Source organism: Chloroflexia bacterium SDU3-3, assembly GCA_009268125.1.
Lineage (GTDB): Bacteria > Chloroflexota > Chloroflexia > Chloroflexales > Roseiflexaceae > SDU3-3.
In genome coordinates this window covers 128,859-151,707 of sequence record WBOU01000009.1, presented here as the reverse complement: position 1 = coordinate 151,707, position 22,849 = coordinate 128,859, and the positions used below count along the sequence as shown (strand labels likewise).

Genomic DNA, 22,849 nt, shown 5'->3' with positions numbered 1-22,849 from the left:
ATGGCAGGACAAATCTTTATCTGGTGGCTGGTCAGTACGTTCTTCGGCCTGGTCGGGCTACCGCTGTCGGCCTACCTGTTCCGCTCGCTTCCCGATGGCGGCTACCCCTTCGCCCGCGCCTTCGGCCTGCTGATTGCGGGCTACCTGGCCTGGCTGCTGGCCATGATCGGTCTGGCCCCGTTCAACTCGGGACTGCTGCTGTTCTGCTCCCTGGCCGTGCTGGGCCTGGGCGTGGGCATGCAGCTGACCCGCCGCGACCAGCCCGCCCCGCGCGATCTGCGCGGCTGGCTGGCCCAGCTGTTCCCCGGCTGGCGGCTGGCCCTGGGCTACGAGCTGCTGTTCGCGGCGGCGCTGGTGCTGATGGCGCTCATCCGCGCGCGCATGCCCGACCCGTGGGGCACCGAGCGCCCGATGGACTTCGCCTTCTTTAACGCCATCCAGCGCTCGGGGCTGTTCCCGCCTCACGACCCGTGGCTGTCGGGCTACACCATCAACTACTACTACCTGGGCTATCTGCTGATGGCCTCGGTGGCGCTGCTGGCCAACCTCGACCCCGGTGTGGCCTTCAACCTCTCCATGGCGCTGCTGTTCGCGCTTACCGCGCTGGGCGTGGCGGGCGTGGTGGTGAACCTGGTGCTGCTGGCCAGCCGTGGCCGCGCCCAGCCCGCCCACGCCCGTGCCCGCGTGGGCCGCGCCGCGCTGGCCGGGGCCGCCGCCATACTCAGCGTGGTCTTTGTGCTGCTGTGCGGCAACCAGGGCGGCGCGCTGCAGGTGATGGCGGGCACGCCCAACGTGCTGATGCTGGGCGGGGCCGACATGTGGCGGGCGGTGCAGAACGGCCTCGGCCCGCGCGCGCCGCTGACCCTGCTGGAGCCGGTGGAGTCGGATGGCGCGCTGACCACCGAGATCCAGCCCGCCGACACCGCCAAAGACTTCAACTGGTGGAACCCCTCGCGCGCGCTGTGGGACAAGAGCCGCGAGCCGGGCAGCCAGCAGAAGTTCTACTCGATCACCGAGTTCCCGGCCTTCTCGTTCTGGCTGGGCGACATGCACCCGCATGTGATGTCGCTGCCCTTCAGCGTGCTGGCGCTGGCGCTGGCGCTGGCCACCCTTGCCCGCCCGGCTGCGCCAGTGTTCGTGCGCACCTGGCGCGGCTGGGCCGAGCTGGTGGGCATCGGCGTCATCCTGGGCAGCCTCTACGCGATCAACAGCTGGGATTTTCCCACCTACCTGCTGCTCTACGCCGCTGCGGCGCTGGCGCTGCACCTGCGCCTGGGCCGCCCCGCCGAGGGCGAGAAGCCCATGGTCATGTGGGCGCTGCTGGCCCAGCACCTGCTGCTGGTGGGCATGGCCTCGCTGCTGCTGTTCGCGCCCTTCTCGATGACGATCAAGTCGCTGGTGGGCAGCAAGGAGCCGCTGGTGGATGTGCCGGTGCTGGCCACCATCACCAAGACCGTGGGCCTGCTGGCCCCCAAGACGCCGCTGCACACCCTGCTGATCATCTTCGGGCTGTTCCTCGTGCCGCTGCTGGCCGTGGTGGCGGCCCAGGGCCTGCGGCTCTGGCAGGCCGAGCGCCGCTCGCAGGCGCTGGAGGCGATGCCGTGGGTGGTGCTGGCCATGGTGCCGCTGGGCGCGCTGGTGGGCTTCCCCTACCTCTTCCTGCTGCCGCTGGGTGTCTACGCGCTCTGGCTGGCCCTGCGCGCCCCCGATGAGCCAGCGCTGGCCTTCCTGCTGCTGGGCCTGTCGCTTGGCTCGTTCATCTGCCTGGGCACCGACATCATCTACATCCGCGATGTGTTCGAGGGCGGCAACACCCGTATGAACACGATCTTCAAGTTCTACTACCAGGTCTGGCTGATCTGGGGTACGCTGGCGGGCTTCGCGCTGTGGTGGCTGGCCGCGCGCTGGCGCGATCTCGGCCAGGCGCTGGCCGCCCGCCGCCCGTGGCTGCTGGCCTTCCGCATCGGGGCGGGCGCGGCGCTGGCCCTCACCCTGGCCCTGCTCGCGGGGGCGCTGGTCTACCCGCGCTTCACCGTGGTGAAGGCCCTGACCGAGCAGGCGGCCAGCCCCAATGGGCTGGCGGGCAAGACCCCGCGCCAGCAGACGCCCGCAGGCGAGGCCAGCATCCAGTGGCTGCGCGACAACGCCCCCGGCGAGGCGGTGGTGCTAGAGGCGGTGGGCAGCTCGTACGATGGCAACGGCCCGGGCGGCTCGGGCATCTCGGCCAGCACCGGGCTGGCCACCGTGCTCGGCTGGTCGGGGCACGAGAGCCAGTGGCGTGCGGGCGACCCCGAGGCGCTGGGCCAGCTGGGCACCCGCCAGGCCGAGGTCGAGACGATCTACGCCAGCACCGACCTGGAGGTGGTGCGCGGCCTGCTGAAGAAGTACGCCGTGGCCTACGTCTATGTGGGTGATCTGGAGCGCAGTCGCTACGATCCGGCTGGCCTCGATAAGTTTGCCCAGCTCGGCTCGCCGGTGTTCCAGCAGGATCAGGTGGTGATCTACCAGATCAGCCGCTAGGCAGTTTGCGGGCAAAAAAGACGACGCGCGGGCGCAGGCCCGCGCATCGTCTTTTTGTTGTGGGGGGTGCTAGCGCAGCCGCGCCGATGTGGTCACGACCGCCAGGATCATGTACAGCAGCAGCGTGATGGGGGCCGCATCGAAGATCACCCCCAGCGCGATCACCGGCAGCGTGGCCAGCACGATCGCCGCGCCGACCGTGATCTGCATGGCCCTGCCGCGCTTGGCGTGGGTCACCCAGTCCACGATCCGCACGATCAGCTCGGCGATGCCCGGCCCCACCATCAGCAGCAAGATCCAGCCGATCCAGCCGCCGATCGGAATGATGCTGAGCAGCGCCGACACGATCGCCGAGGCGATCAGCGCCACCACGAATCCCAGGATAATGTCCTTCGCCGAAACCTTGTAGTTGACGGGGCGGCGCTCCTTGATGCACTCGGGGCACAGCTGGCCCACCGCCGCTGGCCTGGCGCACGCCGAGCAGATCGGCCTGCCGCAGTTGGTGCACAGCAGCCCGGTCTCGCGGTCGGGGTGGCGGTAGCAGTGCAGCGCGGCCTCGCCCTGCGGCGCGGCGCTGGCCGAGGAGAGCAGCGGCGAGCTGTTGCCGCTGGCCACCTGCTCCTCGCGCCGCCGCGAGGGGGCCAGCTGCATGCCGTCGGCCATCAGCTTCTGCACATATTCCAGGCTGCTGCGCGCGTCGACATGCTCGGGGGCGATCGCCAGCGCCTGCTCAAGATACTGCTTCTTCTCCATCAGCATCGGCACCGCCGCGCTGAGGCCCACCCAGGCCTCGGCGCTGCCCGGCGCAAGCTCGGTGGCGCGGCGGAAGCGGTCGCGCGCCGTCATCATGTCGCCGGCGGTGATCGCCGCCTGCCCCTCGCGCAGCAGCTGCGCCAGGTCGGAAGTGAGGTCTGTCATAGGTGTTCCAGGCTCTTTCGTTCGAGAGGACTGCTTCTCATTATATCGGGGCCGATCTGCCCTCGCAAATACGCCGTTAGTCCTGTTAGGCTTCTGCGAGCGGCAATCGTGCGTGTCAACCTAGGCATGGGGTTAAGATGAGAAACCTCATCCTCGCCCATTCGGTTTGGCACCAGCAGGCCGCTGAGACGGTGCCCGGCGACAGCGCATTGATTGGCGTGAAAGGCCCCGCTGTGCTACAATGCATGCAGCTTGTGAAGGTATCGACGCCTCGGCCCTTGCGGTCGAGGTATTTTGTGTCGGCAGACAGTAAAAACGAGGATCGAGCGCCAAAGATCTATGAAACGAGACAATATCCGAAACATTGCGATCATCGCCCACGTTGACCACGGCAAGACAACCCTGGTTGATGCAATGCTTCGCCAGAGCCACATCTTCCGCGACAACCAGCAGGTGGCCGAGCGCGTGATGGACTCCAACGACCTGGAGCGCGAGCGCGGTATCACCATCATGGCCAAGAATACCGCCGTGATCTACAAGGATGTGAAGATCAACATCCTCGACACCCCCGGCCACGCCGATTTCGGCGGCGAGGTCGAGCGCGTGATGAACATGGTGGATGGCGTGCTGCTGCTGGTGGACGCGGTGGATGGCCCCATGCCGCAGACCCGCTTTGTGCTGCGCAAGGCGCTGCAGGCCGGGCACAAGGTGATCGTGGTGGTCAACAAGATTGACCGCGCAAACTCGCGCCCCAACCACGTGGTGAACGAGACGTTCGGGCTGTTCGTGGATCTTGGCGCGAATGATGAGCAGGCCGAGTTCACCACGATCTACGCCAGCGCGATCGCGGGCAAGGCCAGCACCGACCCGACGCGCCTGAATGAGACGCTGGAGCCGCTGTTCGACGCCATCCTCTCCGAGATCCCCGCCCCCGAGGTCGACGCCGAGGCCCCCGCGCAGATGCTGGTGACCACCACCGGCTACGACTCGTTCAAGGGCCGCATGCTGATCGGGCGCGTGGCGCGCGGCACGCTGGTCAAGGCCCAGCCGGTGGTGCGCATCGACCGCGAGGGCGTGCAGACGTCATCCCGCGTGAACCAGCTCTTCACCTTCAAGGGTCTGGAGCGCCAGGAGGTCGATGAGGTGGTCGCGGGCGATATCGTGGCCCTGGCCGGCATCGACGCCCAGATCGGCGACACTATCGCCGACGCCGCCAACCCCGAGGCTCTGCCCACCATCCGCGTCGAGGAGCCGACGGTGCGTATGACCTTCTCGGTCAACAACTCGCCCTTCGCGGGCCGCGAGGGCACCCACGTCACCTCCCGCAAGCTGCGCGATAGGCTCTATCTTGAGCTGGACCGCGACGTGGCGCTGCGCGTCGAGGATACCGATGCGGCGGACGCCTTCGCGGTGAGCGGGCGCGGCGAGCTGCACCTGACCATCCTCACCGAGACGATGCGCCGCGAGGGCTACGAGTTCCAGGTCTCCCGCCCCGAGGTGATCTTCCACGAGGAGAACGGCCACAAGCTGGAGCCGATCGAGCAGGTCGAGATCGAGGTCTCCGAGCAGTATCAGGGCGCGGTGATCGAGCTGCTGGGCCAGCGCCGCGGCCAGATGCGCGACATGAGCTACCGCGACGACGGCACAGTGCACCTGGTGTTTCACGTGCCCACCCGTGGCCTGCTGGGCTTCCGCCAGACTCTGCTCACCGCCACCCGCGGCGAGGGCCTGATGAACACCATCTTCATGGGCTACGAGCCGCTGCAGGGCGAGATCAGCACCCGTGCCTACGGCAGCCTGATCGCCTCCGAGAGCGGCGTCACGTCGACCTTCGGCCTGCACAATGCCCAGGATCGCGGCCAGCTGTTTATCGGCTCGGGCGTGGATGTCTACGAGGGCATGGTGATCGGCCAGCACATCCGCGAGAAGGACCTGGAGGTCAACGTGTGCAAGAAGAAGCACCTGACCAACATGCGCTCCTCGGGCGCGGATGAGGCCCTGCGCCTTGAGACGCCCCGCGTGATGTCGCTCGACGACGCCATCGACTACATCAGCGACGACGAGCTGGTGGAGGTCACCCCCAAGGGCTTCCGCATCCGCAAGAAGATCCTGACGATGGACGAGCGCCGCCGCGACCAGAAGCGCCGCGAGATGGCCCTGGTCGGCCAGAGCTAGGCGATATCGCTCTTCACCACGAAGACGACATAAGAGACCGGTTTACCACCAAGACTCCAAAACACCAAGATTCTTGGGCGGCGAAAAAGCAGAGAGGAAGATCCGCGCGGTCTTCCTCTCTGCTTTTTTGTTTGATGTGGCGATTACGTTTTCATGCGCTGCGGCATATGCTGTTTGATATGACCTTGCGCTCTCTATTCTCGTGCCACATCGCTATGTCGTGGCTCCGCCACGACATAGCGATGTGGCAAAAAGATCGTATTCCTTGCTGCCGCAGGCGTTTATCCCCAGCCTACGCTGATTCTCCTACCGCTTTGTATCTTAAAGCGACGGAACCACGCCCCGCTACGCGATGCGGCGGAACTGCTGTCGCCACACCACCTGCACCACCACGAACGTCACGACCGCGATCGCCGCCAGCGCCGCCCATGTTGTCTGGCCGGGCGACTGCCCGCGCAGCATCAGATCTTGGAAGCTCTGGATGCCGTAGGTCAGCGGGATGACCCAGCCCACCGGGCGCACGTAGGCGCTGAAGTTCTCCAGCGGCAGGAAGAAGCCGCTGAAGAAGATCGAGAGCAGCAGCACCAGCATGGAGAGCTGCACCGCCTGGCTGTCGGTCGAAGAGATCGCCGAGATGCCGAAGCCCACGCCCAGCCCCGCCAGCACGAACAGCGCCGCCACCCCCGCGAACAGCGCCACATCGCCGCGCAGCGGCACGCCGATGGCCAGCATCAGCGCTACCAGCACCCCGATGATGATGCCGATGAACAGCGTGTAGGCCAGGTACTTGCCCGCCAGCACCTGGGTCAGCGACACCGGCGCGACGCCGTAGAACTCGATCGCGCCCAGCAGCCGCTCGCGCACCAGCGACAGCGCGCCCAGCGTCACCGCGATGTGCTGCACGATCAGCGCCAGCACCCCGGGCGCGTAGTAGGTCATAAAGTCGGGCGGCGTGCCGTAGATGTTCTCGTAGGTCTGCTGCATGGGCGAGACGATCACCTCGGATGGCATGGCGCGGAAGGCGTCGCTGGCCTGCTGCAGCGCGGCGATGCGCTGGCGGGCGCGCTCGATCCGCTCCTGCTGGGCGGCCAGCGAGCCACTGTTGGCGGCCTGCTCGATCGCGGTCAGATCCTCGCGCAGCTGGGCGATCTGCTGCTGGCCGCTGGCCGCGTCGCCTGCGGCCACCTGGCTGGCCAGCGCCGGGCTGGCGGCCACCGCGCCCAGCGCCGCGTTCAGGCGGCTGGCCGAGGCCGCTACCTGCTGCGGGTCGGCGCTGGATGCGCCATCGTGCAGTTGGTCGAGCTGCTGCTTGGCGTCGGCTAGCTCGGCGCTCGCGCCGCCGGTCTCCTGCTTGGCGCGCTCGGCCTCGGTGCGCAGGATGGTCTTGTTCAGCTCGGTCACCTGCGCGTAGCCTAGGTACTGCACCCACTGCTCGGTCAGCGGGTTGATCTCGTTGTACTTGAAGTCGACCTGGGCCTGCTTGCCCGCCATCACCGTCTGCTCGATCCCCGCAGGGATGATCTCTACCACCTCGACCTCGCCGCGCTGGAGCTGGGCCATGGCCGCCTCGCGGTCGGTACTGGTGCTCACGATCTGGAAGTTGGCCTGGATGGCCTGCTTCATCTGGTCGAGCGTGGGCGTGTTCTCCAGCTCGGGCGGCACCACCAGCGCGGTCTTTAGCAGCGGCTGGTCGCCCTGGTAGCCGATGCCGAACAGCAGCAGGATGAGGAACGGGCCGAAGATCAGGCTCAGCACCAGCTTGGGCTGGCGGCGGATCTCGCTGACCTCTTTGCCGAAGAACGCCAGCAGCCGCGTGATCCCCTTAAACATGGCGCTTCTCCTCCTGCTGGTCGATCCGCTCCATCAGCATGATAAACACGTCGTCGAACGGCGGGCGGAACTCCTCGGCCTGCTGCAGCTGGATGTTCGGCTGGCCCTCGAACAGCGGGATGAGCACGGGCAGCGCGGTCGATGCTTCCTCGACATAGGCCTGCAGCCGCCCCGGCTCGCCGCGCGAGAGCCGCACGTCCTTCACCAGCGGGTGCTCGTAGAGGATGCGCGCCGCCACGCGGGCCTGGTCCGGCCCCACCGTGAACTGGATGATCTCGCCACCCAGCGCGCGCCGCCGTAGCCCCTCGGGCGTGTCGATGAACAGCAGCCGCCCCTCGCGCATCACGCCCACTAGGTCGCAGTAGGCGGCCTCGCCCACGTACTGCGTGGTCACGAACAGCGTGCGGCCCTGGTCGCGCAGGTTGCGGAAGGCATCCCAGAACTTGCCGCGCAGCACCGGGTCGATGCCTGCGGTCGGCTCGTCGGCGAACAGCAGCTTTGGCTCGTGGATGAGCGACCCGGCCAGCTCAAGCCTGCGCTTCATGCCGCCCGAGAGCTGGCTGCACAGGCGGCGGCGCGCGTCGCTCAGCTCTACGAACTCCAGCAGCTCGTCGATACGCTTCTTGCGCTGGCGCATGCCCACGCCGTAGAGCGAGGCCACGAAGCGCAGGTTTTCCTCCACCGTCAGGTTGGGGTAGAGCACGAACTGCTGGGGCATGTAGCCCAGCTGCTCGCGCGCGCGGCTGCTGAAGCGCCGAGGCTCCTGCCCCAGCACGCGCACGCTGCCGCGCTCCGGCTCGTACAGCCCCACCATCAGCCGTGTGGTGGTGGTCTTGCCGCACCCCGATGGCCCGATCATGCCGAAGATGCTGCCCTGGGGCACCTGGATGGTGATGTCGAACACGCCGGTGTTGCCGCCGAACGAGCGGTCTACGTCGCGTAGCTCGATGATGTTGGGTCGTGATTGCTGCATGTGCTCACTTCTCTGCTCACAGCTGCTCGGCCAGGGCGCGCAGCCGCATCTCTAGCTGCTCAAGGTAGCCCTGCATGGGCGTGCCCGCCACGCCCACGCTGATCGGCAGCTCCTGGTCGAGGCTGACGGTGGTGCTGATTTCCATGGTCTCGCTGATGCTGATGGGGACATCGGTGTGGATGGGGATGTTGGCGCGGATGGGTACCGGAAGCTCTAGCCCGCCCACCGGCACCGTCACACTGTCGTCGATGCGCACGGTGGTGTCCACCGGCACCGTCATGCTCTGGCGCACGGGGATGCTGGCCGCCACCGGAACCTGCTGCGCCACGCGCACGCTGGCTGTGATGCTGCCGCCCTGTGCCTGCGCCACCTGTGCCGCCAGCGCCTCTACCTCGGCCCTCGCCACCGCCCGCGCGCGGCTGATCGCCAGCCATGTGAGCATGTGCAGCAGCAGCGAGAGCACCACCATGCCCAGCAGCGCGTAGGTGACCCATGGCTGCGGCGCGGGCAGCCGCCGGATGAACCTGCCCATATTCCTCCTCCACGTTCCCTTCCGCCGCCTACAAGAGCAACCTGTGTGCCATTGCAATAGAAGTTTTCTATAGAAACTATTTGGTCATCATTTTGAATGATACGACGGCGCAGAGTATAATGGAAGCAGCGATCCCTATCATAGCCTGATACTTCATACATATGAGAGAAAGGTTCGTTCAATGACAGAGCGATCGGACCCGTTTGGCGCACGCGACACGCTCAGTGTCGGCGGGCAGGACTACGTCGTCTATCGGCTCGACCGGCTGGCCGCGAAGGTGGGCGCAGATCTCTCGCGCACGCCTTTTTCGGTGAAGGTGGTGCTTGAGTCGCTGCTGCGCAACGTGGGCGATGGCAGCACCGAGGTGGCCGATGTAGAGGCCCTGGCCAAGTGGGCGCCCGAGGGCGCGGGCCAGCGCGAGGTGGCCTTCAAGCCCGCACGTGTGCTGCTGCAGGATTTCACCGGCGTGCCCGCCGTGGTCGACCTGGCCGCGATGCGCGACGCCGTGGCCAAGCTGGGCGGCGACCCCAAGAAGATCAACCCGCTCTCGCCCGCCGACCTGGTGATCGACCACTCGGTGCAGGTGGATGTGTTCGGCGCGCCCGACGCGCTGAAGCTGAACATCGCCTACGAGTTCGAGCGCAACCGCGAGCGCTACGAGTTCCTGCGCTGGGGCCAGCAGGCCTTCGACAACTTCCGCGTGGTGCCGCCCGGCACCGGCATCTGCCATCAGGTGAACCTGGAGTACATCTCCCGCGTGGTCTGGTCGCGCGAGATTGACGGCGAGCTGGTGGCCATGCCCGACACCCTTGTGGGCACCGACTCGCACACCACCATGGTGAACGGACTAGGCGTGCTGGGCTGGGGCGTCGGCGGTATCGAGGCCGAGGCCGTGCTGCTGGGCCAGCCCCTGGCCATGCTCACCCCGCCCGTGGTGGGTGTGCGCCTGACCGGCAAGCTGCGCCCCGGCGCGACCGCCACCGACCTAGTGCTGGCTGTCACCGAGATGCTGCGCAAGGCTGGTGTGGTGGGCAAATTCGTCGAGTTCTGCGGCGCTGGCCTTAGTAGCCTGGGCCTCGCCGACCGTGCGACGATCGCCAATATGGCCCCCGAGTACGGCGCGACCTGTGGCTTCTTCCCCGTGGACGAGGAGACCCTGCGCTACCTGCGCGGCACGGGCCGCGAGGACGTGGCCCCGCTGGTCGAGTCCTACGCTAAGCTCCAGGGCCTCTGGCGCGACGACAGCACCGCCGAGCCGGTATTCAACAGCCTGCTGGAGCTGGATCTGGCCGATGTGGAGCCGAGCGTGGCAGGCCCCCGCCGCCCGCAGGATCGCGTGGCGCTCACCGGCCTGAAGCAGTCGTTCTGGGGCGCGATGAAGGGCACCTTTGGCCGTGAGCTGGCACCCGCCGCGCCCGATGCCGCCTACCTCGGCTGGCTGGGCGACGCGCCCGCTGGCGACGCCGCGCCGGTCGCCACCCGCGCCGACCTCTACCACGAGAGCGCCACCGCGCTGACCCTGGGCGGGCGCAGCACCACCCTGGCCCACGGCGCGACCGTGATCGCCGCGATCACATCCTGCACCAACACATCCAACCCCTCGGTGATGATGGCCGCCGGTCTGCTGGCCAAGAAGGCCGTGGCCCGTGGCCTCACTGTCCCGGCATATGTGAAGACCAGCCTCGCACCCGGCTCGCGCGTGGTGACAGAGTATCTGCGCAATGCCGAGCTGCTGCCCTTCCTCGAAGACCTGGGTTTCGGCGTGGTCGGCTACGGCTGCACCACCTGCATAGGTAACTCCGGCCCGGTGGCCGATGAGGTGGCGGCGGCGGTGAAGGAGAACAACCTGGTGGTCTCGGCGGTGCTCTCGGGCAACCGCAACTTCGAGGGCCGCATCAACCCGGTGGTGCGCGCCAACTACCTGGCCTCGCCGCCCCTGGTGGTGGCCTTCGCCATCGCGGGCACGGTCGATATCGACCTGGACTACGAGCCGCTGGGCCAGGATGCCGCAGGCCAGCCGGTCTACCTGGCCGACATTTGGCCGACCGAGCAGGAGGTCAGCGAGGCGATCGCCACCGCGATCAGCGCCGATCTGTTCAAGTCGCAGTACGCCAACGCCTTCGACGGCAACGAGGAGTGGCAGGCGCTGCCCAACCCCACCGGCGATATCTACACCTGGAGCAACGACTCGACCTACATCCAGAACCCGCCCTACTTCGCAGGCATGACCAGCGAGGTGCCGCCGCTGCGATCCATCCACAGCGCCCGCGCGCTGGCTCTGCTGGGCGACAGTGTGACAACCGACCACATCTCGCCCGCTGGCAGCATCGCCAAGGACAGCCCGGCGGCGCGCTATCTGGTCGCCAACGGCGTTGCGCCCAAAGATTTCAACTCCTACGGCGCGCGGCGCGGCAGCCACGATGTGATGATGCGCGGCACCTTTGCCAACATCCGCCTGCGCAACGCCATGGTGCCCGGCGTGGAGGGCGGCTACACCGTCCACCTGCCCGATGCCGAGCAGCTCTCGATCTACGATGCGGCCATGAAGTATCAGGAGGAGGGCATCCCGCTGGTGGTGCTTGCCGGCAAGGAGTACGGCACCGGCTCCTCGCGCGACTGGGCGGCCAAGGGCACCTTCCTGCTGGGCGTGCGCGCTGTGATTGCCGAGAGCTTCGAGCGCATTCACCGCTCCAACCTGGTGGGCATGGGCGTGCTGCCGCTGGAGTTCGCCCAGGGCGAGGGCTGGGAGGAGCTGGGCCTGACCGGGCGCGAGCTGTTCACCATCGACGGCATCGAGTCGCTCACGCCGCGCCAGCACCTCACGGTGCGCGCCGTGCGCGAGGATGGCAGCGAGCTGACCTTCACCGCGCTGGCCCGCATCGACTCGACCGTGGAGCTGGACTACTACCGCAACGGCGGCATCCTGCACTATGTGCTGCGCCAGCTTGCGGGTAGCCCCAGCTAGGCCCTCGCTGCTAGCAGATAGGCACACGCCGCCGGAGGAACACTTCCTCCGGCGGCGTGTTTGTGTTTGTGCAGAAATGCCGACGCTGTCGCAACAGGTGGCGAACGCTAGGGAGAGCGCAGATAGCTTCTTGCAGGGTGCGAATAGCTTCTTGCAGGGTGCGAATAGCTTCTTGCAGGGTGTGAATAGGCTCTTGCAGGGTGTGAATAGCTTCTTGCAGGGTACGAATAGCTTCTTGCAGGGTGCAAATAGGTTCTTGCAGCGGGTGCATAGGCTCATGCAGGATGCGAATAGGCTCTTGCAAGGTCGGCATAGCTTCTTGCAAGCCGTGCATATGCCTTGATGAAAGCCTGCTACAGCGCTCACACAAGATGCATCGATATATGCCATACCTACGGGCCTAGCGAGACATCGGGCGATGGCCCCATCGCGGGCGGGCGCGAGGCCCGCCCGCATACGACACCCTGGCTGGGCCAGCTCAGAAGATCTACGCCTCGCGCTCAAGTCCGTCGGTCGATGCCGATTGCTCCCGCCATTGCTCGATGCCCTGACGCAGCGCCTCGACCTTCTCTTTTGCGAGCTGGACCGCATCGGAGCCAGCCAGGAAGCGCAGCGGCGGGTTTTCCATCTCGGTGAACTGGATCATGATCTTGCCGAGCTTGGCGGGGTCGCCGTGCTGCTGGTGGTTCATCGAGCCAAAGGAGGCCTGCGCCTGCTGGTCGGCCTCGGCGTAGTCCTCGATCTTGTGCTCGCCGTAGGCGACCGACGAGGTATCAAGGAAATCGCTGCGGAAGTAGCCTGGCTCGATGATGGTGGTGCGGATGCCCAGCGGCGATACCTCCTGCGCCAACCCTTCCATCCAGCCTTCGACCGCAAACTTCGATGCGCAGTAGATCGTCGCGCCCGCCGACGAGCTGAGACCGCCGATGGAGCTGATGGTGAAGACATAGCCCGAGCGCTGCTGGCGCATGATCGGCAGCGCAAGGCGGGTGAGGCTCATGGCCCCAAACACATTGGTCTCAAACTGGCGGTGGATCTGGGCGTCCGAGACATTCTCAAACCAGCCCAGCTGGCCGTAGCCCGCGTTGTTCACCAGCACATCGATCCGCCCAAAGCGCTCGACTGCTGCCTGAACCGCCGCGCGGGCCTGCTCGTCGCTGGTCACATCCAGCTTGGCGATCAGCAGATTTTCGTGCTGGCCCAGCGTCTTGGCCACGGCCTCGGGGCTGCGGCCTGTGGCCACCACCTGGTGCCCGGCTTCCAATACAACGCGTGCGATCTCGGCGCCGATCCCGCGCGTGGCCCCAGTGATAAACCATACCTTTTGGTCGCTCATCGTTTTCTGCTCCTACGTGCTGTATTTGGCGAATCCTGCACAGGCAGCACAGCATGGCCGCAGCCATTCCTTGTGGCTGCACAACACCTGGGTGGCTACGCTGTTTTTTTGTGTGTTGCTGTGGTGAATTACTTCTGCCTGCGAGCGTAGTATAGGCGCGACCGCTAGGTATGGTATAGAATAAAAATCGACGAAGTTTGAATAATCCTGCAAGAGATGCCGCAATGCTAGAACGTAACATGGAGCTTTCGCGCGAGGAGCGCTGGATGCTGGATAGCCGCGAGGAGCTGATCGAGCGGCTGCTGGCGCTGATACCCGAGGATGGGGAGCGTAACCCACTGCCGGGTGTGTTTCTCTACCGCACCTCGGCAACCACCGAGTACGCCCATGGCGACTCGGCGCTGGCCTTCTGCGTGATTGCGCAGGGCAGCAAAGAGCTGATGGTGGGTCATGATCTCTACCGCTACGATCCAGCGCACTACCTGCTCTCGACGATCGATCTGCCGGTGGCCAGCCGCGTGCTGACCGCCTCGCCCGAGCAGCCCTACCTAAGCATCCGCATCGATCTCTCGCCGGTGCTGGTGGGCGAGATGCTGCCTGCAATCTGCGGCGACGCCGATGCCCAGCGCGCCGCCACCGCCCTGCATGTCAGCGCGCTTGACATGGGGCTGCTCGACCCCACGCTGCGTCTGGTGCGCCTGATCGATCGGCCTGCCGAGACCGCCGTGCTGCTGCCGCTGGCCCTGCGCGAGATCATCTACCGCCTGCTGCTGGGCGAGCAGGGCCAGCGGCTCGGCCATATGGCCTTGCTGAACGGCTCGGCCCACCGGATCGCCCAGGCGGTCGATATTCTGCGGCAGGAGTACGCCCAGCCGCTGCGGATAGATGCTATCGCCCAGCGCCTAGGCATGAGCATCTCGGGCTTTCATCACCACTTCAAGGCGGTGACGGCCATGAGCCCGCTCCAGTTCCAGAAGCGCCTGCGCCTGCAGGAGGCCCGCCGCCTGATGCTGGGCGAGGATCTGGATGCCACTAGCGCGGCCTACCGCGTGGGCTATGAAGATGTGTCGCACTTCAACCGCGAGTACAAGCGGCTGTTCGGCGCACCGCCCATACGCGATGTGCTGCGCCTGCGCGAGGTGTCGCTGGGCGAGGCCGCGTAGGCCGGGGTGTGCTTGCCATAACAATACGCGCCGCAGAAGAACCGTTCTTCTGCAGCGCGTGTGTTCGGGGGGATGTGTGTACTGCTCTATCAGCAGATACTAGTCGGCGATTGCCATGCTTTATGGCTTGATCAAGAAGAGCCGTGAAGTTTTTGTATGATCCATTGCCGACATTGCCAGATCGCTCGATTTCTCGCTGACACTCTTGGCAGTTATTGAGCATGATACGCCCTGATCGCTTTTTAACCTTGTATCATCAAAGAACCGTATGGCTGGAACATTCGTGTAGTCCCAGAGGCGATTGAGGCTTTTATACCCTGCCATATCTAGATTTCCAATAAGCATATCTCGCGTTGGCAGTATGAGAGGGTCGAATATGTCTGAATCGGCTATTGTGTCTGGTATACGGTAGATGTCTAATATTGCAGTAACCTGGGGTTATCATAGGCTTGATTTCGAGTATACCAGCGCAATCAAGATAGAGTTTGAAGAGCGGGATCTTCTGCGGCGCTTATGCGTCGCAAGAGGCGTAGATGATCACACGCAACGGCCACCGCCTGCTGGCGGTGGCCGTTGCGTGTCTCGCTTTGTACCGCTACCCCAGCAGCGGCAGGATAGCGCTGGTCGGCCCTTCCCAGAAATCCTGGAAGTAGATAAATGCGCTGACCATCACGATGATCATCACCAGGAAGACCCCGCCGATGATCATCAGCAGCGTGGTGCCCGCCGTCTCGGGGCGCGGCTCGTTGGGGTCGGGGTAGGCCACGTCGTCCACCAGCTCGGGGCGGATCGGCTCCTTGTTGTCGGTATCCAGCTCCACGTCGGCGATCTGCTCGGCGGCGCGGTCGGCCTTCTCCTCAATTGTCTGGCGCTCGGTCATGATGCTGGCTCCTTTCCCATCGCTGTGCGACGTGTGCGGTATGTGGTACAAGTGGCATGCGCCATCGCTCTGGGGTGGTAGAAGCAACTCGCGTACCACGCCACGCGGCTTGGCATAGCGGGTGCTAGGTAGAAGGGCAAGATAACTCTGAGAAAGGGCGATACGCTATGCGCTATGTTGCACTTGCCACCGACTACGATGGCACGCTAGCCACCGAAGGCCAGGTGGATGACGCCACCATCGCCGCGCTTACCCGCCTGCGCGAGAGCGGGCGGCGGCTGGTGCTGGTGACGGGGCGCGATCTAGATGACCTGCTGCGGGTGTTCCCGCGCATCGACCTGTTCGACCGCGTGGTGGCCGAGAACGGCGCGCTGCTCTACCGCCCGGCCACGCGCGAGGAGCTGCCGCTGGCCGAGCGCCCGCCGGATGCCTTCGCGGCCCTGCTGCGCGAGCGCGGCGTGGACAACCTGGCGGTGGGCCGCGTGATCGTGGCCACTTGGGAGCCACACGAGACCGCCGTGCTGGAGTGCATCCGCGATCTAGGGCTGGAGCTGCAGGTGATCTTCAACAAGGGCGCGGTGATGGTGCTGCCCTCGGGCGTGAACAAGGCCAGCGGGCTGGCGGTGGCCCTGGCCGAGCTGGGCCTCTCGCCCCACAACGCCGTGGGCGTGGGCGACGCCGAGAACGACCACGCGCTGCTGGCGGTGTGCGAGCGCGGCGTGGCGGTGGCCAACGCGCTGCCCATGCTGAAGGAGCGCGCCGATATGGTGGTGGATCTGCCGCGCGGCGCTGGCGTGGCCGCCCTGATCGAGCGGATGATCGCCGACGACCTGCTGGAGGTGCCGCCCCACGCCGACCGCCAGCAGATCGTGCTGGGCGAGACCGCCCAGGGCCAGCCGGTGCGGCTCGCGCCGCTGGGCCATAGCGTGCTGATCGCGGGCACCTCGGGCAGCGGCAAATCGACCCTGGCCACCGCCATGCTGGAAAAGCTGGCCGCCCAGGGCTACCAGTACTGCATCATCGACCCCGAGGGCGACTACGAGTCGTTCGCTGGGGCGGTGGTGCTGGGCGACAGCCAGCGCGCGCCCGGCGTGGACGAGGTGATGGACCTGCTGCAGCGGCCCGACCAGAGCGTGGTAGTGAACCTGCTGGGCATCAAGCTAGAGGATCGCCCGGCCTTCTTCGAAAGCCTGATGCCGCGCCTGCAGGAGCTGCGCGCCCGCACGGGCCGCCCGCACTGGGTGGTGGTGGATGAGGCCCACCACCTGCTGCCCGCCACCTGGGATCCGGCAGGCATCACGCTGCCCCAGCGGCTGGATGGCGTGCTGATGATCACGGTGCACCCCGACCACCTGCCCAGCATCGCGCTGGCGATGGTGGACACCATGGTGGCCTTTGGCGAGCGCCCCGACCAGGCGATCGCGCACTTCCGGGGTGCGCTGGGGCAGGGCGCGGCGGCATCCCCACCGGTGACACTGGAGCCGGGCGAGGCGCTGATCTGGTCGCGCGGGGCGGGGGGCGACCCGCAGCGCTTCCATGTGCAGCCGCCCGAGGCCGAGCGCCAGCGCCACCGCCGCAAGTACGCCGAGGGCGAGCTGGGGGCGGATCGCAGCTTCTACTTTCGCGGGCCGGAGGGCAAGCTCAACCTGCGCGCCCAGAACCTGTCGCTGTTTATGCAGCTGGCCGAGGGTGTGGACGACGCCACCTGGCAGCACCACCTGCGCCAGGGCGACTACTCGCGCTGGTTCCGCGACATGATCAAAGACCCCGAGCTGGCCGAGCAGGCCCAGGCGGTGGAGTCCAGCGCCGACGCGCCCGCCGCCGAGAGCCGCGCCGCCATCCGCGAGCTGATCGACGCCAAGTACACGCTGCCGGCCTAGCGCGGGCGGCGGCGGGCCTTGTGGCAGGCCCGCCGCCGCATGGCTGCCGCGCGGCGCGATAGGAGCCAATTCTCTGGGATTGTAGCGGAAAAGCCATAAAGATGGGCCTACATTGCTATCAGGATTCCCGAGGGTTGCGTTTTATAAACCTCATCACAAAGCCTTAAAGTGAATATGGCCACGGGCATAAATCTTTATAGGATCTTTATGCCCGCGGCCCTTTTTTCGCCGCAGGAGCGTGCTAGGATACCAAGGAGCAACCTGTTGCTCCGCCGGGCAGTGGCCCGCACGAAAGGATAGAGCATTCCCACCTGATCTTGATAGACGCGCGAAGCGCAGGGCGGAGGCTGGGGCACAGCCCCAAAGAAAACCCCTGCCAACGCTATCGATCTGGTAGACCTTGCTCTCTGAGGCGATGAGGATTTTATGATCGGCGTGTTCAAGCGCCTACTGGTTGGCCAGCCGCTTGCGACTGACCAGCAGCAGCACCAGCGCCTGCGCAAGATTATTGCGCTGGCGGTTTTTTCGTCCGACGCGATTAGCTCCAACGCCTACGCCACCGAGGCGATCATGCTGGTGCTGCTCACCGCAGGCATCGGCGCGCTCAACCTCTCCATCCCGATCTGCCTCGCGATCATCATGCTGCTGCTGATCGTGGGCTTCTCGTACCGCCAGACCATCCACGCCTACCCCAGCGGCGGCGGCGCGTACATCGTCGCCCACGAGAACCTGGGCCAGATCCCCGGCCTGGTGGCCGCTGGCTCGCTGCTGATCGACTATGTGCTGACGGTGGCGGTCTCGGTCTCGGCGGGCGTGTTCGCGGTCACATCGCTGGCCTCGACATGGGGTGTGGCCTCGCTGGCCAGCTACCGCGTGGAGATCGCGCTGGCCTTCATTGTCTTCATCACCCTGATCAACCTGCGCGGCCTAAAGGAGAGCGGCGCGATCTTCGCGGTGCCGACCTATCTGTTTGTGGTGAGCATGTTCGCCTGCATCATCATCGGCGTGGCGCGGCTGGTGCTCACCGGCTCGCTGCCGCAGCTGCCCCCGCCCGCCGAGGTGCACACCCAGGCCCAGACGGTGACGCTATTCCTCATCCTGCAGGCCTTCTCGGCGGGCTGCACTGCGCTCACCGGCGTCGAGGCGATCTCGAACGGCGTGCCGGCCTTCCGCAAGCCCGAGTCGGTGAACGCGTCGCGCACACTGCTGGCCATGGTCGGCATCCTGGGCGCGATCTTCCTGGGTCTCACGGTGCTGGCCCAGGCCACCAACGCCATGCCCAGCGAGAGCGAGAGCGTGGTGTCGCAGGTGGTGCGCACCATCGTGGGCACCGGCCCGTTCTACTTTGTGGTGCAGGTGGCCACGGCGCTCATCCTGGTGCTGGCCGCCAACACCAGCTACGCCGACTTCCCGCGCCTGGCCTCCATCCTCTCGCACGACCGCTTCCTGCCGCACCAGTTCTCCATCCGCGGCGACCGCCTGGTCTACTCGAACGGCATCATCGTGCTGGGGCTGCTGGCCTCGGTGCTGGTGATCATCTTCGACGCCAAGGAGCAGGCCATGCTGCCGCTCTACGCCATCGGCGTGTTCATCTCGTTCACGCTCTCGCAGGCGGGCATGGTGCGCCACTGGCTGCGCGAGCGTGGCCCCGGCTGGCGGCGCAGCGTGGCGATCAACGGCCTGGGCGCGGCGCTCACCGCGCTGGTGTTCTGCATCATCATCGCCACGCGGTTTGCCCACGGCGCGTGGGCGGTGCTGGTGGCCATCCCGATCATCGTGCTGATGTTCCAGTCGATCCACACACACTACCGCACGATCGCCAGGCAGCTCTCGCTTGAGGGGGCCGCCCGCCCGATGGCGGTGCGCCGCCACACCGCGCTGGTGCTGGTCTCGGGGGTGCACCGCGGCACGCTCACCGCGCTGGAGTACGCCAGCTCGATCGCGCCCGACAACACCACCGCGCTGTATGTGGAGTTCGACCCCGAGGACACCGAGAAGATCCGCGCGAAGTGGCAGGAGTGGGCGGGCGACATTCCGCTGGTGGTGCTGCCCTCGCCCTACCGCAGCCTGGTGCGGCCCATGCTGCGCTTTGTGAACGAGCTGGATGAGCGCTACAAGGACGATGTGCTGACAGTGGTCGTGCCCGAGTTCGTGCCCTCGCACTGGTGGGAGCACCTGCTGCACAACCAGAGCGGCCTGCTGATCAAGGCGGCGCTGTTCTTCCACCGTGGCATCGTGGTGACGAGCGTGCCCTACCACCTGGATGGCTAGCGCGAGCTGCGTGCGCGGCGGAGGCCCTGGGGCGTATTGCCCCAGGGCCTCTGTGTGTCTGCTGTTTCTATGGCCTTTGGCTTTTTGGTGGTAAAGGTGTTCTTTCTCGCGCCTTCGTGGTATTTGCGCTCTTGGAGCCTTGGCGCCTTGGTGGTAAGCGGTATTCTTTCCCCCCTCGCACCTTCGTGGTATTCGCCCGAAACGGTTCTTGCCACTTCGTGTATCATAGCCAGCGACAAAACCGTGGCATTGAAAGGAAGAGGTATGCTCGCTCCACGGATGCCGATCGCCATCATCCGCCTCGCCGATCTCTCCCAGGCAGTGCCGCTGGCACAGGCGCTGGTGAACGGCGGCCTGACGGCGATCGAGTTCACCCTGACCAACAACGACGCGCTGGGCGCTATCGAGGCCGCGCGCGCGGCCCTGGGCGATGCCGCCAGCATCGGCGCAGGCACCATCCTCACCGCCCAGCAGGCCCACGATGCGATCGCGGCAGGCGCGCAGTTCCTCGTCACGCCCACCGTGCGCAAGGATGTGGTGGGCGAGGGCCGCGCCCAGAACACCCCGGTGATCTGCGGGGCCTTCACGCCCAGCGAGATCCTGGATGCCTGGCAGGCGGGCGCGCCCATGATCAAGGTCTTCCCGGTGCGCTCGCTCGGCCCGAGCTTTATCAAGGATGTGCTGGGGCCGCTGCCCGACCTGAAGCTGGTGCCGACCGGCGGGGTGGATCTGACCAACTGCGCGGCCTACATCCGCGCCGGGGCCTACACGGTGGGCATCGGCGGCGGCGTGGTGGACCCGCGCCTGATCGCCGCGCAGGACTGGGTGCAGATCGCCCAGCGCGCCCGCTCGTTCGTCGAGGCCTGCGCCTCGGTCTAGCCGCCATGCCCGCCGGGCGCGGGGCTGCCGAACTGGGCGGCCCGCTGCGCCAGGGTGGCCAGGGCCTGGTGCAGCGCGGGCGGGCCGAGCACCTGTAGTGGGCAGGGCAGCGACAGCACCGCGTGGGCCAGCCAGTCGATGTCCTGGGCGAAGCAGCGCATCAGCACGCCATCCTCGGCTGGCTCCAGCAGCGCCAGGCTGGCGGGCAGCCACTCGCGGGCCTGCTCGAAGGTGGTGTGCAGGATGACCTGCGCCTCCCACTCGCCGGGTGTCTTGGCGATGGACGTGAGCACTACATCGAGGATATTGATGTCGGGCGGGCGCTGGAACGGCTCGGGCAGGCTGCGGATGGCCGCGATCCGATCCACCCGGAACACGCGCAGCTCGCGGCGCAGGTGGCAGTGCCCGGCGACGTACCAGCGCCCGCGGTGCTGCACGATGCCGTAGGGGTCGAGGCGGCGCTCGCTCGGCTCGCCATCCCACCTGCGGTAGGCCATCCACACGCGCTGGCTGTGCTGGGTCGCATGGCTCAGGGCCAGCAGTATATCGCCCTCGGGCGCATCCTTTGGCGGCTCGGCGTGGAAGGTGATGGATCGCTCCATGGCCTGCACGCGGGCGCGCAGGTGCTCGGGCAGCACGCGGCCCACCTTGGCCAGCGCGCCCTCCACCGCCAGCGCCGCGCTGGGCATCCCCATGGCCCTGGCCCCCATCAGCCCCAGCGTGATCGCCACCGCCTCGTCCTCGCTCAGCATCAGCGGCGGCAGCTTGTAGCCGGGCCGCAGCCGGTAGGCCCCGTAGCGCCCGCGCTCGCCCTCGATCGGGATGCCCAGATCTTGCAGTGCGGTGATGTAGTGGCGGATGGTGCGCGGGTCGACCTCGATCCGGCTGGCGAGCTCGCGGGCAGTCATGCGGTCGTGCGACTGCAGGAGCTCAAGCACGGTGAGCACCCGGGTGGTGGGGCTGTACATGGGGCGTGCCTTCTGAAATAGGGCTGAATCTTTCCGCTTTCACCAGTATACTGCATGCAGAGAAGCGAACATGTGAGCGAGAGGAGCGACCGATGGCGATCTCTGATATTCCTGGACACCTGGCGCTGCCTGCGGGCGGCACTGGCCCCGGCGTGCTGCTGCTGCACGGTTGGTGGGGCCTCAAGCCCGCCTTCGTGGCCTATGCCGAACGCCTGGCCCAGGCCGGGTTCGTGGTGTTCGCGCCCGATCTGAACGGCGGCGCGGTTGTCGACACCATCCCCGAGGCCGAGGCGCTGATGGAGCAGCGCGACTGGCAGGCGCTGGGCGGGCTCTGCCTTGCGGCGGGGGCGGCGCTGCGCGAGCACCCGGCGGTGCGCGGCGCCGGCCTGGGCGTGGTGGGCTTCTCCATGGGCGCGGCCTGGTCCACCTGGCTGGCCGCCAACCTGCCCGAGGTGCGGGCGGTCTCGCTGTGCTACGGCGGGAGGATGGTCGATTTCACCCAGACAAGCGCTGCCTTCCTGTGCAACTTTGCCGAGCAGGATGACTGGGAGCCGCTGGATGGTGTGCACGAGCTGCACGCGGCGATGCAGGCAGCTGGGCGCGAGGCGACGCTACACCTCTACCCCGGCGCTGGCCATTGGTTTATGGAAGATGACCGGCCCGAGTACGATCCCGCCGCCGCCGCGCTGGCATGGGATCGCACGCTGGCCTTCTTCCAGCAGCATCTCAATTCTCCCGCATGACGGCGGTAGCGGGCCGGACGACGGCGGTAGCGGGCCAGACGACGGCGGTAGCGGGCCGGACGACGGCGGTAGCGGGCCGGACGACGGCGGTAGCGGGCCGGACGACGGCGGTAGCGGGCCAGACGACGGCGGTAGCGGGCCGGACGACGGTGGTAGCGGGCCAGACGACGGCGGTAGCGGGCCGGACGACGGCGGTAGCGGGCCGGACGACGGCGGTAGCGGGCCGGACGACGAGATCTGCCCCACGCGTTGCGAGAGGAGCGGCATATGAGCGATGAACAGACCATGGTCGGTCAGACCAGCGACGTGGGCTTTCAGGTTGGCGCGCGGCGCACGCTGCCCATCCCGCTGGGCGTGGCCTGGGACATGCTGCTGGGGCCGCGCGGGCTAGCCGTGTGGCTGGGCGAGCTGGCCAGCGGCAAGCTCGCCCAGGGCCAGCCCTACGCCCTGGCCGATGGGCGCGGCGGTGTGGTGCGCGTGCTGCGCGAAGGCTCGCACCTGCGGCTTACGCTGGGGCGGGCGGGGGATGCGCGGGCATCCACCGTGCAGCTGCGCCTGCTGCCCCAGGGCCAGCGCACCACCGTGGCCTTCCACGAGGAGCACCTGCCCGGCCCGGCAGATCGCGAGCAGCGGCGACGATTCTACCACGCTGCGCTCGATGCGCTGGCCTCGCTGTGTGGGGATGCGTAGGCTCACATGGGGTCACTTTTATGAGCGAGGCGCTTGGAAGCGGCAAATCGTGTAGAGGCGCGTGCCGGGCCATAGCCAGGGAACAGCACGGGAATGCCTCAAATTGGGGGATCGAAGCGGGCGATG

17 protein-coding genes and 1 pseudogene are annotated in these 22,849 nt (G+C 66.7%); 10 read left to right on the top strand and 8 right to left on the bottom strand.

The annotated features are described in order from the left end of the window. Positions 1-2,520: a hypothetical protein gene (locus F8S13_16290; GenBank protein ID KAB8142098.1), complete on the top strand. Its 2,520-nt coding sequence runs from the start codon at positions 1-3 to the stop codon at positions 2,518-2,520. A gap of 69 nt (positions 2,521-2,589) precedes the next feature. Here the strand turns inward: F8S13_16290 and F8S13_16285 are convergent, their stop codons facing one another. Further along, complete coding sequence (locus F8S13_16285) at positions 2,590-3,438, bottom strand: hypothetical protein (protein ID KAB8142097.1); 849 nt, start codon at positions 3,436-3,438, stop codon at positions 2,590-2,592. A 339-nt stretch (positions 3,439-3,777) separates the two neighbouring features. Here F8S13_16285 and typA point away from each other — a divergent pair, with 339 nt between their 5' ends. Beyond that, entirely contained in the window at positions 3,778-5,613 is a 1,836-nt protein-coding gene (gene typA, locus F8S13_16280) for a translational GTPase TypA (GenBank protein ID KAB8142096.1), read from the top strand. A 345-nt stretch (positions 5,614-5,958) separates the two neighbouring features. Here typA and F8S13_16275 read toward each other — a convergent pair whose 3' ends face one another. Genes F8S13_16275 through F8S13_16265 form a run of 3 tightly spaced genes read right to left on the bottom strand, consistent with a single transcriptional unit; the run spans position 5,959 to position 8,948 of the window. Next, positions 5,959-7,443, bottom strand: a complete 1,485-nt coding sequence (locus F8S13_16275) for an ABC transporter permease subunit (GenBank protein KAB8142095.1) — start codon at positions 7,441-7,443, stop codon at positions 5,959-5,961. After that, positions 7,436-8,416, bottom strand: a complete 981-nt coding sequence (locus F8S13_16270; GenBank protein KAB8142094.1) for an ABC transporter ATP-binding protein — start codon at positions 8,414-8,416, stop codon at positions 7,436-7,438. The genes F8S13_16275 and F8S13_16270 overlap by 8 nt, the downstream gene beginning before the upstream one ends. A gap of 16 nt (positions 8,417-8,432) precedes the next feature. After that, complete coding sequence (locus F8S13_16265) at positions 8,433-8,948, bottom strand: hypothetical protein (GenBank protein ID KAB8142093.1); 516 nt, start codon at positions 8,946-8,948, stop codon at positions 8,433-8,435. 181 nt (positions 8,949-9,129) lie between these two features. Between F8S13_16265 and acnA the strand changes: the two genes are divergently transcribed. Beyond that, positions 9,130-11,913, top strand: coding sequence for an aconitate hydratase AcnA (gene acnA / locus F8S13_16260; protein KAB8142092.1), 2,784 nt, complete (start codon positions 9,130-9,132; stop codon positions 11,911-11,913). A 10-nt stretch (positions 11,914-11,923) separates the two neighbouring features. On the opposite strand, the gene F8S13_16255 is transcribed toward acnA, so the two are convergent. Next, positions 11,924-12,226, bottom strand: a complete 303-nt coding sequence (locus F8S13_16255; GenBank protein KAB8142091.1) for a hypothetical protein — start codon at positions 12,224-12,226, stop codon at positions 11,924-11,926. 174 nt (positions 12,227-12,400) lie between these two features. Further along, positions 12,401-13,249: an SDR family NAD(P)-dependent oxidoreductase gene (locus F8S13_16250; protein KAB8142090.1), complete on the bottom strand. Its 849-nt coding sequence runs from the start codon at positions 13,247-13,249 to the stop codon at positions 12,401-12,403. A gap of 224 nt (positions 13,250-13,473) precedes the next feature. Here F8S13_16250 and F8S13_16245 point away from each other — a divergent pair, with 224 nt between their 5' ends. Then, positions 13,474-14,412, top strand: coding sequence for an AraC family transcriptional regulator (locus tag F8S13_16245; protein KAB8142089.1), 939 nt, complete (start codon positions 13,474-13,476; stop codon positions 14,410-14,412). A gap of 595 nt (positions 14,413-15,007) precedes the next feature. On the opposite strand, the gene F8S13_16240 is transcribed toward F8S13_16245, so the two are convergent. Further along, positions 15,008-15,292, bottom strand: a complete 285-nt coding sequence (locus F8S13_16240) for a hypothetical protein (protein ID KAB8142088.1) — start codon at positions 15,290-15,292, stop codon at positions 15,008-15,010. A 167-nt stretch (positions 15,293-15,459) separates the two neighbouring features. Here F8S13_16240 and F8S13_16235 point away from each other — a divergent pair, with 167 nt between their 5' ends. The 3 genes from F8S13_16235 to F8S13_16225 all read left to right on the top strand — a co-directional run bounded on the left by F8S13_16235 (position 15,460) and on the right by F8S13_16225 (position 20,322). Then, positions 15,460-17,172 (top strand): HAD-IIB family hydrolase, encoded by a 1,713-nt coding sequence (locus F8S13_16235; protein KAB8142087.1) that lies wholly within the window; start codon positions 15,460-15,462, stop codon positions 17,170-17,172. 426 nt (positions 17,173-17,598) lie between these two features. Beyond that, on the top strand, positions 17,599-19,443 hold the full coding sequence (locus F8S13_16230; GenBank protein KAB8142086.1) for an APC family permease: 1,845 nt from the start codon (positions 17,599-17,601) through the stop codon (positions 19,441-19,443). A 264-nt stretch (positions 19,444-19,707) separates the two neighbouring features. Beyond that, on the top strand, positions 19,708-20,322 hold the full coding sequence (locus tag F8S13_16225) for a bifunctional 4-hydroxy-2-oxoglutarate aldolase/2-dehydro-3-deoxy-phosphogluconate aldolase (GenBank protein KAB8142085.1): 615 nt from the start codon (positions 19,708-19,710) through the stop codon (positions 20,320-20,322). On the opposite strand, the gene F8S13_16220 is transcribed toward F8S13_16225, so the two are convergent. Further along, positions 20,319-21,290 (bottom strand): YafY family transcriptional regulator, encoded by a 972-nt coding sequence (locus F8S13_16220; protein ID KAB8142084.1) that lies wholly within the window; start codon positions 21,288-21,290, stop codon positions 20,319-20,321. The genes F8S13_16225 and F8S13_16220 overlap by 4 nt on opposite strands. A 92-nt stretch (positions 21,291-21,382) precedes the next feature. On the opposite strand from F8S13_16220, the gene F8S13_16215 reads away from it, so the two are divergent. The 3 genes and pseudogenes from F8S13_16215 (at position 21,383) to F8S13_16205 (ending at position 22,723) form a co-directional block, all read left to right on the top strand. After that, positions 21,383-22,033: a dienelactone hydrolase family protein gene (locus F8S13_16215; GenBank protein ID KAB8142083.1), complete on the top strand. Its 651-nt coding sequence runs from the start codon at positions 21,383-21,385 to the stop codon at positions 22,031-22,033. Beyond that, positions 22,014-22,238, top strand: a pseudogene (locus F8S13_16210) (hypothetical protein). Before F8S13_16215 ends, F8S13_16210 begins: the two are co-directional and overlap by 20 nt. Before the next feature lie 62 nt (positions 22,239-22,300). After that, a complete protein-coding gene (locus tag F8S13_16205) occupies positions 22,301-22,723 on the top strand; it encodes an SRPBCC domain-containing protein (protein ID KAB8142082.1) in 423 nt (140 codons plus the stop codon). Positions 22,724-22,849 lie beyond the last annotated feature (126 nt).